This is a genomic window from Pasteuria penetrans (genome assembly GCF_900538055.1).
Lineage (GTDB): Bacteria > Bacillota > Bacilli > Thermoactinomycetales > Thermoactinomycetaceae > Pasteuria > Pasteuria penetrans.
This window is the reverse complement of sequence record NZ_UZAC03000001.1, coordinates 17,331-31,873: the sequence shown is the minus strand read 5'-3', so window position 1 is coordinate 31,873 and position 14,543 is coordinate 17,331. Positions and strand designations below refer to the sequence as shown.

Here is a 14,543-nt window from a genome sequence, read left to right as displayed (position 1 = left end):
TACAGAGTCTCCACGGGGTCTCCTAGGATAGGGACAGGTTCACAGACAACACTGAGAGGGGAAAGAGGTCCCCCAGGACCTTACACAAAATCTGGGATACAACCGAAGAAACCACTAGCTTTTGTGGCAAAAACTTATATGTGACAATCAACCCACATGTATACTCAGGGGGGAGCAACTGACATGATCCGTTCCATAACATGGTTGCTCTGGCTCATTGTCTTAGGATCGTTGGGCGTATGTGGGTATTTCAGCTACCAAATGTGGGTACAGGTTAAGGGTTCAGGAACTGATGATCCCCTCTATGCCTCCAATTCAATGGAAAACGCAAGGAATACCTCCCCCCAACCAACCATTGCCCCAGGGAAGTCAGTAAAAAAGATAGTTAAAAGTTCAGAGGTATGTCCAAAGGTAATGGAGCTGACGTTTCCCAACAGGAGTGATAGGGTTTTTGATGTAAGGCTCGCTGAACATATCGAAATGGAAAACCTATGTCTGGAAAGGGGCCCCACCCTAATCAGAAGATCGTCGCAGCTTGTATTCCCCGGGGAACCTGGCCTAGCCGTCATCTCTGCACATCGAGATACAAGCTTTACATTTTTAAGACGTAAGGATCTAAGGGTAGGAGACTACGCCGTAACAAATGATGGGGAAACCAAACGCGTTTTTCAAGTTCGAAAGATTCGTACCCTACCAGAAAAAGAAGCTTTACTACATCCTATTAGGAACAAGCACTCCTTTTTGAGAATTACAACTTGTTATCCTTATGTCTTTATCGGAGGTTCCCCTGAACGCAGGTTTTTTGATTTTGATTTGGTCCGAGAAGAAAAGGGTACAAATTGGCGGCGTCCCATTGTGGATGTGAGTTCCTGAACAGGGTTTTCGGGGAGGATTTCACACATCTCCAAGACAATAACATCCGAATGGGTGTATGTGTGCATTCATCGAGTAGAGATGGCATCTCAGCCAACCCCCTAACAGAACCACATGGAATACTCTCGTATTATGTGGCTCTTATAGATTTATCTTAGCTTCTAATGGATGTCGAGTTGAAAGTCCCTATGGAGGGTCCCCAGATCCGTAGGGGTCTATTCAGATTCCGGGTCCGTGCAATTTCTAGTGGGGAATGCTCTATCTATGAATCTAATCTCACCGTATGAGGATGCATATTCGGTGAAAAACAGGCCAAGGTGGATATGGGTGTCGGGTTAAGAGTCCTTAGCAAGGCCCCCGAATCCGCGGGGGCCTATCCGGATTCCTAATTAGGGTATATAGTTATCTACTACTAAATGAAAGTATCGGCAGCATCCCCTTACCCTACTTTCCATTTTTGCTTCTATGTATCCATAACGTTCTATATATATTAATAAATTCATGCTATATGTAAGTCTTTATTAAATATGTACTTTAATTTATTTTAAAAGTCCTACTATTCAAATATAACTGCGACCGGGTAGGGTCCATTCCTATTGTTCCCGATCTAAATCCTTTATGAATATTATTCTATGCATTTGTCCTTGCCATGCGAGTACAGGTTATCATTTATTTTAAAATGATAACCTGTACTTGTAACACTCTAATATTCTTTTTTGTAGGGTATCCCATAGATCAAACGATACCGCATTGGGAAAACCTATCCAAACCCAACCAGAGATGAAATACCATCTTTGTACAGAATCTCCCGTATTTCAGGTAGAAAAATCGGGGATTGTGGCGTCGATGTTGAGAATTTTCTTTAATTTTGGGTATAGTTTTATGAAATAGTCTTTGGTTTTTGAGGAACTTTTCTCAGATGGAGAGTATTGATTCCCATAGTAACCCACCCAGATCGCGAGGGTGTAGTCCTTTGAAGAGACAACAAGGTAATGATCCCGGTGACCGCTGCTTGTCCCTGTTTTGCCGAAGAGGTAATCCCCTGGGAATTTTTGTCCTATTTTTTTTGCCGTACCTGATTTGATTACGTTATGCAGTAAGCGAACCATGGATCCTCTCGTACCCTCACTGAAAACGGGCCTTTTGCAGGCGGGTTTTTGATTGTCAAAAATGACCTCGTTTTTCTCATTTACAATGCGTTGGACGAGGCGTGGGGGGTGATAGCATCCTGTGGGACCGATAACAGTAGCGTAGGCTGCTGCGGTTTGTGCAGTGGTTACACCCCTGTTGTATCCCCCAATTGCAAGGGATTCGCCCTCCTTAGGGTCCTCGGTTATTCCCATCCAGCCCAGGTATTTCTTCATTTTCGCTACTCCCAACTGGCGTACCAGGTTGATAGCGGGCAAGTTTCTTGATTGGGCAATGGCCGACCACAGGGGTATAGGACCAAGATAGCGATAGCCCTCATCGTTTTTGTAGGGGGTTCCATCGGGTTTGTAGGCGATGGTGTCGTAGACAGTGTCGTCCTCGTCGAGTATTCCCTCCTCAATGGCGGGTGCGTATACGGCGATTGCTTTGTTGACGGATCCATTTTGTCGGATTTGGAGTGCGAAATTGTGTTTCCAACTTTCATTGTTTCCGTTGACTAGTGCGAGGATTTGTCCCGTTTTGTTGTCCAAGAGGGTAGCTCCTAATCCCTCTCCCCCCTCGTAACGGATTTGTTGCGCAATTTTTTCTGCTATTTTTTGTGCCCCGGTGTGAATCGATGTTTGGATATCAAATTTATAGTTTTTCGCTAGTTTGCTACAGTTTTCTACTGTATTGCAAGGATATTTCCTTTTTTCTAGGACTATTTTTCCTATTTCATTTTGAATGGATTGTTCTATCAAGGGGTCGTATGAGTATGAACCTGTCTCCCCGTATGGTAATTGTGTTTGCTGTTGTACCGCTTTGGCCCATAGCGCTTTCCCGTTGTCGGGTATCGTTCCCCCTATGGTTGTGCAGATAAGGATCCCGATCGTTGTTAGAAATCGAAACCTCGATTTTTGTTTGTTAGGAATCATGATTATTTTGTTTCTCCTTTGGGGGGAATAGGGGGAGGTATACGACTTTATAGTTATTTTTCCTGAATTGGTTGCATTACTTTATAATCGTTCATAATAGCGCATTCATAATAACATAATCATAATAACACAATATTTAAGAATATTGAAGCATGGTAAGAGATACTAAACAGGTTATTCAAAAATGAGTTCACTATACAATGATCCTCACACGAGCCATTTCTGATGATTTTCCGTTATTCTCCGTCGTTCCACCCTGGCTAGCCAGTCACGTTCAAGCCCATGGAATCTCCCCGGTTTTTATCGTATGGGACTAGAGGCCCAACGGTTTGGATGGCCCGATTCGTTGATACTTTCAATTTTTTTACATAAGGGTAAATGTGAGATTGTTTTCCATCAAGATAGGATCGGTAGGTAGTAAACACGCAAAGGGGGGGGAGAATGAGATAAGGGTATATAAGGGTCCCAATATACGCGTTTGTGACGGTATATACTAGTAAAAAAGGAGAAATACACCCCAGGGAAAGAAAAGCCCATAGGGTGTATTTTGTTTATTTATGGGATTGTTGGTTCTCCACCTATCTCGTGCCTGTGGGGGGGAATACCATTTTCTCGGATTCGCCCCCCGGGCGATCCCGTCCTATTCATACGGTTGGAAGGGGGATTCCCTACTGCATCTACAAACTCATCTCCCATCCCGTTGATTCCTGGACCCCCATCATCGGATGAAGAGGGCCCATGGGGTGGTCTTGTCATTCCTCTTGTTTTCCCTTTGTAGGGGGGGATCGTGATTTCCCTGGGGGAGATATTTTGTGTAGGGGGAAACTCACGCCGGATGGGAGGGGGGGGCATGGAGGAGGGGTTCTCGATGGAAGGGTCCCCGGTTGATACCACGGGAGCGGAGTGGGGGGGAGGGGGGGACCCCTGGAGTGCAAAATCGGGGGCGGTAGCATCGATGTTTAGAGTTCTCTTTATTTCAGGGTAGATTTTGTTGAAGTAATCTTTGGTTTTTAGTGAACCTTTTGATGATAGAGCATTCATCTCGTAGCCCATCCAAATGGCAATGGTATAGTCTTTAGTGCAGATGACGAGATAGTGGTTCTGGTCATCGTTACTCGTTCCAGTTTTACCAAAGAGATAATCTTGGGGGAACCTCTGTCCGATTGTTCTTGCCGTTCCTGACGTAATTACACCACGCATTAGGCGGACCATAATTCCTCGTGTCTTTTCATTGAAGACAGGTTCGCAGGTGCGGTTGGACTCCTGATTGTTGAAGACGATGTTGTTTTTTCCATCCATTATGAGCCGAATGAGATGGGGCTCCTGATAGCATCCTTTGGGGCCAACTGCCGTGGCATAGGCAGCGGCGGTTTGTGCGGTGGTGACACCTGTGTAGTAGCCCCCAAGCGCAACGGCCTCCCCCTCCCTATCGTCTGGGGGTATGCCTAGCCTACCTAGGTATTTCTTCATGATCCCTATGCCTATGGAACGAGCCAACTGAATGGGGATTGTGTTCCGTGATTGGGCAACAGCCGCTGCCAAGGACATGGGACCGAGATAGCGACCATCATAATTCCGGTAAGGGGTTCCGTCATTCTTATAAATGATGGTATCGTTTACCGTTTGGTGTTCGCTGATTTTCCCCTCCTGAATCGCAGGTGCGTATGCGGCGATGATCTTGTTCACAGATCCGTTTTGACGGCGTTGGAAGGCGTAGTTGTACTGGATGTTTTCATGATCGTGTCCATTGATGGCCGCGACGATTTGTCCCGTTCTGTTGTCCAGGATGGTAGCAGAAAGGAGTTCCCTGTAGGTTTTATCTTTGTATTTCTTTCTATTGAAGGGCATTTGTTTGGCAATTTCCTCCGTCACCCTTTGCGTTTCGGGGTGGACGGACGTGTAAATCTTGAAACCGCCCTCGGCCGCTTTCTTTTCGCATTCCTTCCCTGTGTTGCAGTGGTATTTCCCCGTTTTCATGAGGATTCTCCCCGCTTCATTTTGAATCGCCTGCATCAATAGCGGTTCGGTTTGGGCGGGGTAGGGTGATTGGGTGAGAATGGAGGAGGCAAGGTCAAAATCCAGGGCTTCTTGATATTGTTGTTCGGTGATGTTGCGGTGCTTCAGCAGTCTGTCGAGAACAATTTTTTGCTTCTTTTTGCCTTCCTCCAAACAGACATTCGTGTTTTTTCCCGAACAATGAAGGGGACTATACCGGTTAGGGGATTGGACCATAGCAACAAGATAAGCGGTTTGGGCAAGATTTAGATCGTTCAGATCGCTCTTCCCGAAGAAGTTGTTGGCTGCCTCGGCGAATCCACGTATCTGCTTTCTGTTGCGGTTACTACCCATTGGTACATTGTTAAAATAGGCCGTTAGAATTTCGTCCTTTGTGAATTCCCTCTCCAGTTTGAAAGATGTCATGATTTCTATAATTTTGGTTTTTACGTCACGCTTTTCGTATGAGTAGTTTTTATCCCGAATGGCAAATTTGACGAGCTGTTGCGTGAGGGTACTTCCCCCTGACCTCTTTTCGAATCCGGCCATGATGTATTCGAAACAAGCCCGCAGGATGGCTTTAGGACTGGCGCCCCAATGCGTGAAGAATCCGCTGTCTTCCTTTGCGATGAGCGCCATTACCGCCATGTACGGGATTTGGTTCCTTGTTAAGGAAGTCCGGACTTGGGGACTGGTCATGGTCCCTAGAGGTTTCTTTGGGTCATGGTCCGAGTATACGAAACTGGTTTGTGGTCGATTTGTTAAATTCTGTAGGAGTTCTTCACGATCCAGTATTTCCTCATCCTTGATAGAGGCTATGATCATGCCGATGAATATACCCGTGATACTGGACCCGATCACGAATAGGGAAATGAAGAAATAAAAAAGAACCCGTAGGAAACGATTTTTTTTTCTGGGTGATATCGTTGGCGGTTCGGAGGTGATTTCCCTTGGCCTTGCAGGTAGTGAGCTCAACCGTTTCGTCTCCTTTGTGTGGGATAAGATTATTGGGGAGGATTGGGCTGATGGAGAAAGGTGAGGTTTTATTTCAAATCAATTTTTTTTCATCATGTTTCCCGGAATGTGGAGTATTTCTTAATTTTGAAATTTAAAATGCAGTATTATGGCGGATTTTCTCGCCAATATCGGAATTCTTTAATCCTATTGAACATTGTACACCCTATCCAGGAAGGTCTCAACCCTATACCCTAATAGTGCCACGCAAGTGCCGCACAATTTTTTGTCTCCCTGTAGTCACATCATTCCATTTTGTTTAGTATGTATATTTTTATTTTTTATAAATGTGGAGAGCTTTCGGTGATCCTCTTGTCCGAGGGCTTTTGCTTTAGTGGGCCCTATCGAGGAGGGGAAGGCAGTTTTATTCTTTCCTGGCGAAATATTTATGAATAAACCTGGATGGGACAGGTCGGTCCCAAGGAGGGCTTACACGTGGGAATGATGGGTGTCCATTATAGGGTAACTCATTCGGTTTGGATCGTAATGAACTCAAAATGGATAGGAATCTGGACCCGGTGGGGAGCCAATTCCGAAAAAACCCTGCATGAACGGGATGGATGCAATGGATCCCTTGGGGTTATGAGCTATTGGATTGGACATGCATATCATGAGGGAGGGTACTCCCATCTTTGATGCTGATAGGCGGCGACGATGGTACTATACTACCATGACTTGGGGAGGTAGTTCAGGGGAATTCCGTAGCAAAATGGTGAATCCGCATTCGGGTTGGGTTTCATCCTGAATTTTTGTTTCTGCTATTTTCCTCTTTTCCGTAGGGTCTGGACCGTTTCTGTTTTCCATAATTGTGCATACGGAAGGGTATTTTTGTTATACTGTGGTCTGTATTGCGATGGGATATGGACCTATAGGGGGATGATGGTTGTATGGGGGAGGATATGGAATGGACGGCCGAGGTACAGGAGCAATTGAAGGCATTGTGCTGGGGTGTCGTGACTATAGTACCTGAGAATGCATTGGCTGCTAAGTTGGAGTATTCCTTACGGCAGGGTAAGCCTCTGCGGGTTAAAGTAGGTTTGGATCCCACAGCCGCCGATTTGCATCTAGGGCACACCGTTATTTTGCAAAAATTGCGTGATTTTCAGCGCTATGGTCATCAGGTGCAGTTGGTCATAGGCGATTGGACGGCTCGATTGGGTGATCCCACAGGTCGGTCCTCGGTTCGTAAAGCTCTGGAACCGGAGGAGATTTTGGTTTATGCCCAGACCTATGCGGATCAGGTGTTTCAGATTCTTGATCCTGCAAGAACAGAGGTAGTTTACAATAGCCAGTGGTTAGGGAAGTTGGATTTGGAGGATATTCTGCAATTGACGGCGCAGATGACAGTGGCTCGTATGTTGGAGAGGGAAGACTTTGCGCAGCGTTATCGTGGGCAAAAACCCATTGGTTTGCATGAGTTCCTCTATCCCCTCCTACAGGGTTATGATTCAGTGGTTCTGGAGAGCGATGTAGAGTTGGGGGGGACAGACCAGACGTTCAATTTGTTGATAGGACGTCAGTTACAAAAGTTTTATGGGAAAAGGGAACAGGTTGCCATGACATTGCCTCTTTTGGTGGGTTTGGACGGGAAGAAAAAGATGAGTAAGAGTCTGGGGAATCATGTGGGTATTACAGAGGATCCGAATAATGTGTATGGTAAAATAATGTCCCTATCTGATGGAGTCATGCTCGATTACTATAAATTGGTAACCGATTACACCCTACAGGAGGTAGGGAAGTTGCAAAGGGAGCTGGAGGACGGGTCTCAAAATCCTATGAGGGTCAAACATAGACTTGCTCGTTATGTGGTGGGTCGTTACCACGGCGAGGCGGCAGCTGAGGTAGCAGCGGAACATTTTCAGAGAACCGTTCAGCGGAGACAGGTACCGAAGGATCTACCTGAGGTTTTCCTGGCCCCTGGTGAGTGGACGATTATTTCTGCCATGGTCCAGGCGGGTTTGGCGGGGAGTCGAACGGAGGCACGCCGTTTGGTACGGCAGGGGGCTGTGCGGATTCAGGGGGAATGTTGTAGTGATGAGCAACAGGTGTTGGATCTGTCCAATGATCTAACTCTTCAGGTGGGTAAGCGTCGTTTCATGCGAATCAAGGGAACCCGCTCCTAGAATGAAACAGGTTGGGTCTGTTAGGGTAGGCTGCCGTAGAGTTCTTGCTGTCGATGAGGATGGTTCTTGGGCAGGGTTGGCTTTTTCTGTGTGATCAAGAATTTTTCTCATCTCCCTCTATTCCCCCTTTTTCCTCCCTATTTGTTGTTTTTATTGGTCTATGCCAGTCCTTTTTTCCCTGTATGAAAAGATTGCAACCGAAAAGCCTGCCCCCTGGGGAGGGCAGGCTTTTCCTTTACCGAAGTCGTGCATTTGTTTCCCATAATACTTCCTAATTGGACAGGGGGCAGGGCCCTATGCGTAGAACTCCACCACCAGTGCTTCGTTGATTTCACCCGGCAACTCACCGCGTTCTGGTAATCGTTCCAGTGTACCGATACGCTTGTTGGCATCGAAACTGAGGTACTGAGGTATTGCTGGGCTTACCTCAATAGCCTGTTTGACAGCCGCCAATTGGAGGCTTTTTTCACGCAGGCTGATGGTTTGTCCGGGCTTTACATTGTAGGAGGGCCGATCCATCTTACGACCATCCACTGTGATGTGCCCGTGCACTACCAACTGGCGAGCGTGGGGGCGTGAGCTGGCCAATCCGAGGCGATAAACAAGATTGTCCAACCTCGTCTCGAGGAGGATGAAGAAGTTATGCCCCTGGATTCCTGGTTTTTTGCCCGCCGTTTTGAAGAGGTTGTGGAATTGTTTTTCCCCTAATCCGTACATCCAGCGCAATTTTTGTTTTTCCTGCAACTGCAGGCTGTAGTCGCTTACCTTTCGACGTTGGTTGCTGGGTCCGTGCTGGCCAGGACCATAGGATCTCTTCTTCAGTTCCTTACCTGTACCGGAGAGAGAGATTCCCAACCGACGACTGATCTTCCAACGTGGACCCGTGTAACGTGCCATGATACAAAGTGACCCCCCTCCATATTCATTTCCATTTTTCCCTGGGTATACCTGGTTTCCCGGGGTGATCCTGCAGGACACCACCCCGACCTCGCACTCTCAGAAGATGTAAAAGGCAACCCCCCTCATTCTAGCGGTGTATGGAAGGGGTGTCAATGTGGTCCCCCGGGTTCTCTAGGATTCGGTTTGGTCCTTACATAAAAAATGGGTAGGTTTTGATGGACATACCGCTCTTCATATTCTGTCATAATGTTGGTAGCCGCATGGGGACTCCTGTGGAGGTCCACGCTCGCGGCGTGAATTTCCCAACCAAGGGCTTGTAAATTCTGTAGGCTATAGGAGAAGAGACCGGCGTGGTCTGTTTTAAAGACAAGGTCTCCTTCAGTGGACAGGCATTGTTGGTATCTCCGTAAAAAGGGGGGGTTTGTGATGCGTCGTTGGGCATGGCGTTGTTTGGGCCAGGGATCGCAGAAGTGGAGATAAAATCTTGTAACTTCGCCCGGCGCGAAGGCGGTGGGTAGGTATCTGATGTCCATCCAAAGAAAGTAGCAGTTGTTGCTTATTTTCTTGCGAACGGCTTTCCATAGAGGGGACGGGGCTATTTCAACACCCACCCATATCCAGTCGGGATGTCGTTGTGAAGCATAAAGGAGAAAATTGCCTTTTCCTGTGCAAAGTTCCACATGAAGAGGTGTTTGCGAGGGGACACCGTGTATGTATCTCCAGAGGCCACGTGGTGCTGTATGGGCCGCGTAGACAAAGGGGCAGTGGGATAGATTTTGGGATGATGGTATACCTATACGACGCGGTCGCAATATAGGCCCCCCGTTCTCTTTTGGTTTTTCCCGATCTAAAATTAGGGTGTTTTTTTTGTTTCGTGTGGGTGCGTGGGAAATGAAGAAGGGGGCTGATGGAGATATCCTATACTGGTATCACAAACGAGGATCTGATGCAACAATGGGCGGATTTGGATGCATCGGAACGGATGATTGTGCAACAAACCATTGCTGCATTGCGACGGGCGCGGGGGGGTTCCTTTACCTATTTTGAGGAGATGTTGGATTTTCGATTGGTAGGCATGGAACGGAATCTCTATCATTATCGGATGGAGATGAAGGAATGTCTATGCAATTGCTATCGGATGATGCATGGGGGGGCTGTGGCCACCGCGTTCGATACGGCGATGGGGCGGGTAGCACGGGATCGTTCTCAGGAAGGAAAGATGGCCGTGACAACGGATCTACATATTCGCTACCTGGTTCCTATTGGTATAGGTGAAACGTTGGATATACATGTGAGTTGTTTACAGCAGGGACGGAGTGTATCTGTATTTCAGGGCGAAATGAACAATGAGGATCAGGTTTTGGTAGCATATGCATCAGCTACATTTTTCCAGAGGTCCTCCCCTAGTGGAAAAAGCTGAGCTACAGATGTAGCTCGGCTTCCGCATTCAAGGTCGAGATGGTTCGGGAGTCGGATGACGTTTCCATTGAAAATTATGGATTTATTTTTTATGATATACAAAAATATTTATTATGTTCATTACAAAATTTATAGATTATAGAAAACTTTGTAATATAATGGTAAAAATATGTATTATTATAAAATAATTTATTATTTTATAATAAATAGTATGGGGGGATGGGTTCCCTCCCTGGGGTCTGTGGGGAGTTACTATGAAACCTAAGTTATCGTGAAATCGTATTCCCCTGTAACGGCTTTCTGTTTTCAATGGAAACCGGCTTTTCTAGAATCGATGAATTTCCTGGATTCTCTATGGGTGAAACGTTGGTGTTTCGGGGAACCAGGGGAATTGGGAATTTGCTCTCCCGTTGAGTTATGGAGGGATAGCATTTTTATGTCAATATATGTGAAGAGAGGAGAGTGGGAAACTGTTCATATCATTTACTCAATGCATAATTCTCTATTTTCTCTAGGATATGTTGCCTTCCTGCTGCAGTTTTCCAATCCACGGTGTTGTTGGTTAGGGGATCGTGTGCCTCCATGGCGTGGTTCTTGGCTAGTTGATAGAGTGCTTTCCAACTGGGTTCGTAGGTCGGCGATTGGCACAAGGACTGGGCGAATGCATACAGAGAGGAAGTGAGGCGATTGTGTTTTCTTTCGCATTCACCAATGTAGTACCATGCCTGGAAGCTGCCCAGACCACATAGGATAAGGTGCTCTAGATTTTCTTCCCCCAACGTGAGACAGTGGTGGAAAACATCGAGTGCTTGTTCGTATTTTTCTTTAGCAAACAGTATGATTCCTTTGTAAAAATGGAGGTCTACGTAGTTAGGATACAGGGCAATGGCTCTTTCAATGCCGGGATAGGCGCCGTCTATGCTCCCCAGGAGTAGGAGAACAGCATATTTCAGTTTGTAGAGCAGGGAGGGGGGAGTTTCTCCTTTTTTTATGAATCGAATGATGGACTGGTTTACGTATTCAAATGACTTCCTATATTCAGCAACCCTGTAGTATTCACTGGCAATATGATAGGGGATCCATGGGTTGGGATCCCCCCCCTCAAGGGCCTTTTCAAGCATTTGTAAATTCCTTTTAAATTTTTCCTTCTTTCCCGTAACTGATTCCATATATCCGTAGTGATACACACGGATGGGGAGCATAGGTACCTCAGGGAATTCGGGTAGTACATCCCGAATATTGAGTTGTTCATGGATGGGACCGAGGAAACGGAACCCCCTGTGATTCCGGAAAATCCTATGGTGCGCAATGAGGAAGGAACGGTCTGGATGGGGGGGAGATTCACCATGGAAATTGATCAGCTTGATCGAAAAAACGTGCTTTTCTTGCCCACAGTGGAGAAATTTTCGTAAATGGGGGAGATCCCCTTGTTCCACTTCCTCATCGGCATCAAGCCACAGGATCCATTCGCTGCTGGCCTTTTCGAGTCCATAATTTCGAGCGGCTGAGAAATCTTGTTTCCACTGATAGGGAAATACCTTGGCACCCTTGGCCTCGCATATTTTCTGTGTACCGTCGGTAGATCCTGTATCAACAATTATGATTTCATCCATCGTGTCTCTTATCCCATCTAGGCAGTTTCCAATGAAGTCCGCTTCATTCTTTACAATCATGCAGAGGGAAATCGTTTTTTTGTCCATTCAAATTACCTTTCCCTTCATCTACCATTACGGAAACGATCACCTTCCGGGGATAAACTGGGGGGGACAGTGTGAAACCCTCTATTTCGTAGGTCGGTTCGTGTCTCATCCTTGCCAATGAGGTGGGGAATGGGAGGATGCACTGAAGTGGTGGGGTGAGGAGCTGGTGTGGGTACGTTTGCCAGGGCTCCTGTTCCCCTGTAACGAGGGCGCGATCCAGGGTGGGGGAGTGGGTGCTTCTGTCGTTTGGTTCCCTATGGGTTCCCGGTCACTGTCCGTATAGAATCCCGTGGAGGGTAATTTTTCTGATTCCTCCTGTCGGGGGGTGGGGGTATGATCCCTTGCAGAGGAAATGGGTGGGGGTGGAAAGGGGACGGAACGTTGTGTCAAGAAAGGGTCTCCTGACGGTAACCAGTTGTAGGAGGAATCTTCATCCGTCTCTGGGGGTGGAGATGATGGGGAAGGGGGAGGAGGAGACCAGGGGGAGGACTCTGTAAAGGAAGGGGTTGCAGGTGGTTGATTTGGGATTTTTTCTTTCTCTGTTTTGGGTAATTGGAGGATGGTTTCCTTTTCCTTCGTATAGGTTCCGAGTTGGTGAATGTAGTTATTAAATTCCAAATTTTCTTTAATATTTTGATCCATTCTAGGGTGTTGTTCAATGAACTCCCTACAAATCGTATCGGGACGTTCGATAGGGGTTTGCGTCTGCACTTTGGTGGAGGGGGATATTTCCCCGCTATGTTGGGTTTGTAGTGTGTATCTACGCAGTAGGCAATGTTGTAAGCCCTTTAGTGTGGGGAGAAAGGGATCGTATTTTGTTCCCCCGTAGGGTATGAAACGTTGTTGTAGTGCCCCCAACATGGACAAACGCGCCTTACACAAATGGATCATGGAGGATTCTAGTTTTTGGACAGCCTGCATGTGCAAGGTAGTCCAATCCCTTGACTGCTCAGTATTTTCCTGTAGTATCGATTCACTCTCCATGGCGCTCTTCACAAGGTCTGATTTGGATGACGTTTTCTAATTTCCTCAATAGTAACCATTCCTTCATTACAATTACATCAATGAGCTTGTGTACCTCCTGATTGAAGCGATTGATTTCTTCGTTACAGGGGGATGTTGGGAAGTCGAGATTCCTGCCAACGAAAGCTTGGATCTTCTCGGCTTCGGCGTTAATCAGGTGGGAAATAGCAATTTCTTCTAGTGCTATGGATTCCAGTAGATCGACGATGACCTCCGTAAAGGAAGGACGAAACTTCCCCTCCGGAATTTGCGGCATGCTCATGAGACGATCCCCTTTCGCTCTTCCTTTGCTCCCCATCGTATACAATATTTTGTCTGCTTATGCACACATCCTCTTAGTCTGTGGGTTTTTAGTGGATCTTTGCTATTTACCCTTGGGGTTCGGGGGTGGGAAAGAGAAAAATGATGTGTCGTTTTTTTTCTCCGTTCTTTGTCTTTCAGGAAATCATGTGGGTGGGTAGGTTTTTCCTTGTTCCGGTTAGGGTGTGGGTGTGATTATCATAGGGGTGGGATCGTTTGTGTCATGGTTTGGATCACTCGGAGACTAAATGAAATCGGTTCAATTCTTATGTTCAGCATTGGGAAAAAAGAAGTGGGTAGGGTCTAACCTTTATTTTCCTTCCCGTGGGCATTCACTATTCTTCTCATTTCTATTTTTTGTACAGGGTTTATTTTTTGATTTCTTTTGGGAATCGTTTTCATGAATCATACTCGTGAATTATGTCTATGGTGCCAGTGCGGTGATAAAAAATCAATTTATGGTGTTGGTGTATACAATGGTGGTGTCTATAGTCATCGTCCCAACCACATGTCATTTTAGGATATATAATAAAATTTAATAAATATAGTAAGGTTATTGGATAGCAATTGTCTTTTTGTCCCTATCCTCCTCTGAAAAAGCCATTGGTATTTGTTGTATTATTTTCCTTCCAATGTGGATTGGGGTAGGTCTCCCTTGGCCTGTTCTTCATCGAATATGTACTCTTATACATAGAGGTACGTCGATTACCACGATACAATAGGGGGGCACCGTGCACACATATACTCATTTTATTTATTTTCGATATAATTAAGGGGTTTCGGTTGCATCTCCAATATGGTGTAATCCCCGAAATAGATAATTTTAGTTCCCTTATCCTCGCCCGCGGATTTTTCTCCATTCCGTTCCAGGTATAGGGAACTAGAATAGGCCTTCCAGTATGATGGATCCCGATCGGTATCGTGGGAGTAGGTTTCCCGTGGGGGGTAAACATGAAAACGGTTCGAAAAGAATTCCCGTTTGGGTTCAAACAAAGGGCGGTGGAACAAGCCAAGAAGGGAAAACATAGGGACCAGGTGTCTGAACAGTGCGATGGTAACTTGTTCGTACGATTGAGAGATGGGTAAGGGAGGACAGGGGGGGCGTGTTGGCTGGCTTGTTCTCTTGGAAACGA

General features: G+C 46.3%; 11 protein-coding genes. 4 read left to right on the top strand and 7 right to left on the bottom strand.

Annotation, left to right across the window (positions count from 1 at the left end; translation table 11 throughout):
* Positions 1-183 precede the first annotated feature (183 nt).
* Complete coding sequence (locus PPRES148_RS00135; RefSeq protein WP_187820248.1) at positions 184-873, top strand: sortase domain-containing protein; 690 nt, start codon at positions 184-186, stop codon at positions 871-873.
* Positions 874-1,688: 815 nt separating this feature from the next.
* Here PPRES148_RS00135 and PPRES148_RS00130 read toward each other — a convergent pair.
* Together PPRES148_RS00130 and PPRES148_RS00125 are read right to left on the bottom strand one after the other, a co-directional pair.
* Entirely contained in the window at positions 1,689-2,936 is a 1,248-nt protein-coding gene (locus PPRES148_RS00130; protein WP_149452672.1) for a penicillin-binding transpeptidase domain-containing protein, read from the bottom strand.
* Between the two features lie 555 nt (positions 2,937-3,491).
* Positions 3,492-5,906, bottom strand: coding sequence for a transglycosylase domain-containing protein (locus tag PPRES148_RS00125; protein WP_149452671.1), 2,415 nt, complete (start codon positions 5,904-5,906; stop codon positions 3,492-3,494).
* 926 nt (positions 5,907-6,832) lie between these two features.
* Here PPRES148_RS00125 and tyrS point away from each other — a divergent pair.
* On the top strand, positions 6,833-8,068 hold the full coding sequence (gene tyrS, locus PPRES148_RS00120) for a tyrosine--tRNA ligase (protein WP_149452670.1): 1,236 nt from the start codon (positions 6,833-6,835) through the stop codon (positions 8,066-8,068).
* Positions 8,069-8,362: 294 nt separating this feature from the next.
* On the opposite strand, the gene rpsD is transcribed toward tyrS, so the two are convergent.
* Together rpsD and trmB are read right to left on the bottom strand one after the other, a co-directional pair.
* A complete protein-coding gene (rpsD, locus tag PPRES148_RS00115; protein ID WP_149452669.1) occupies positions 8,363-8,965 on the bottom strand; it encodes a 30S ribosomal protein S4 in 603 nt (200 codons plus the stop codon).
* A 152-nt stretch (positions 8,966-9,117) separates the two neighbouring features.
* Positions 9,118-9,780, bottom strand: coding sequence for a tRNA (guanosine(46)-N7)-methyltransferase TrmB (gene trmB, locus PPRES148_RS00110; RefSeq protein WP_187820247.1), 663 nt, complete (start codon positions 9,778-9,780; stop codon positions 9,118-9,120).
* A 95-nt stretch (positions 9,781-9,875) separates the two neighbouring features.
* Between trmB and PPRES148_RS00105 the strand changes: the two genes are divergently transcribed.
* Positions 9,876-10,388 carry a PaaI family thioesterase gene (locus tag PPRES148_RS00105; RefSeq protein WP_149452667.1) on the top strand — a complete coding sequence of 171 codons (513 nt, stop codon included), beginning with the start codon at positions 9,876-9,878 and terminating at the stop codon, positions 10,386-10,388.
* Between the two features lie 478 nt (positions 10,389-10,866).
* Here PPRES148_RS00105 and PPRES148_RS00100 read toward each other — a convergent pair whose 3' ends face one another.
* From PPRES148_RS00100 to PPRES148_RS00090, 3 genes are all read right to left on the bottom strand, one after another.
* Positions 10,867-12,087 carry a glycosyltransferase family 2 protein gene (locus PPRES148_RS00100; protein ID WP_246142862.1) on the bottom strand — a complete coding sequence of 407 codons (1,221 nt, stop codon included), beginning with the start codon at positions 12,085-12,087 and terminating at the stop codon, positions 10,867-10,869.
* Between the two features lie 105 nt (positions 12,088-12,192).
* Complete coding sequence (locus tag PPRES148_RS00095; RefSeq protein ID WP_149452666.1) at positions 12,193-13,071, bottom strand: hypothetical protein; 879 nt, start codon at positions 13,069-13,071, stop codon at positions 12,193-12,195.
* Positions 13,061-13,372 (bottom strand): alpha-helical endospore appendage domain-containing protein, encoded by a 312-nt coding sequence (locus PPRES148_RS00090; RefSeq protein WP_149452665.1) that lies wholly within the window; start codon positions 13,370-13,372, stop codon positions 13,061-13,063. Before PPRES148_RS00090 ends, PPRES148_RS00095 begins: the two co-directional genes overlap by 11 nt.
* A 989-nt stretch (positions 13,373-14,361) precedes the next feature.
* Here PPRES148_RS00090 and PPRES148_RS12675 point away from each other — a divergent pair.
* On the top strand, positions 14,362-14,496 hold the full coding sequence (locus PPRES148_RS12675; RefSeq protein WP_281289878.1) for a hypothetical protein: 135 nt from the start codon (positions 14,362-14,364) through the stop codon (positions 14,494-14,496).
* Positions 14,497-14,543 lie beyond the last annotated feature (47 nt).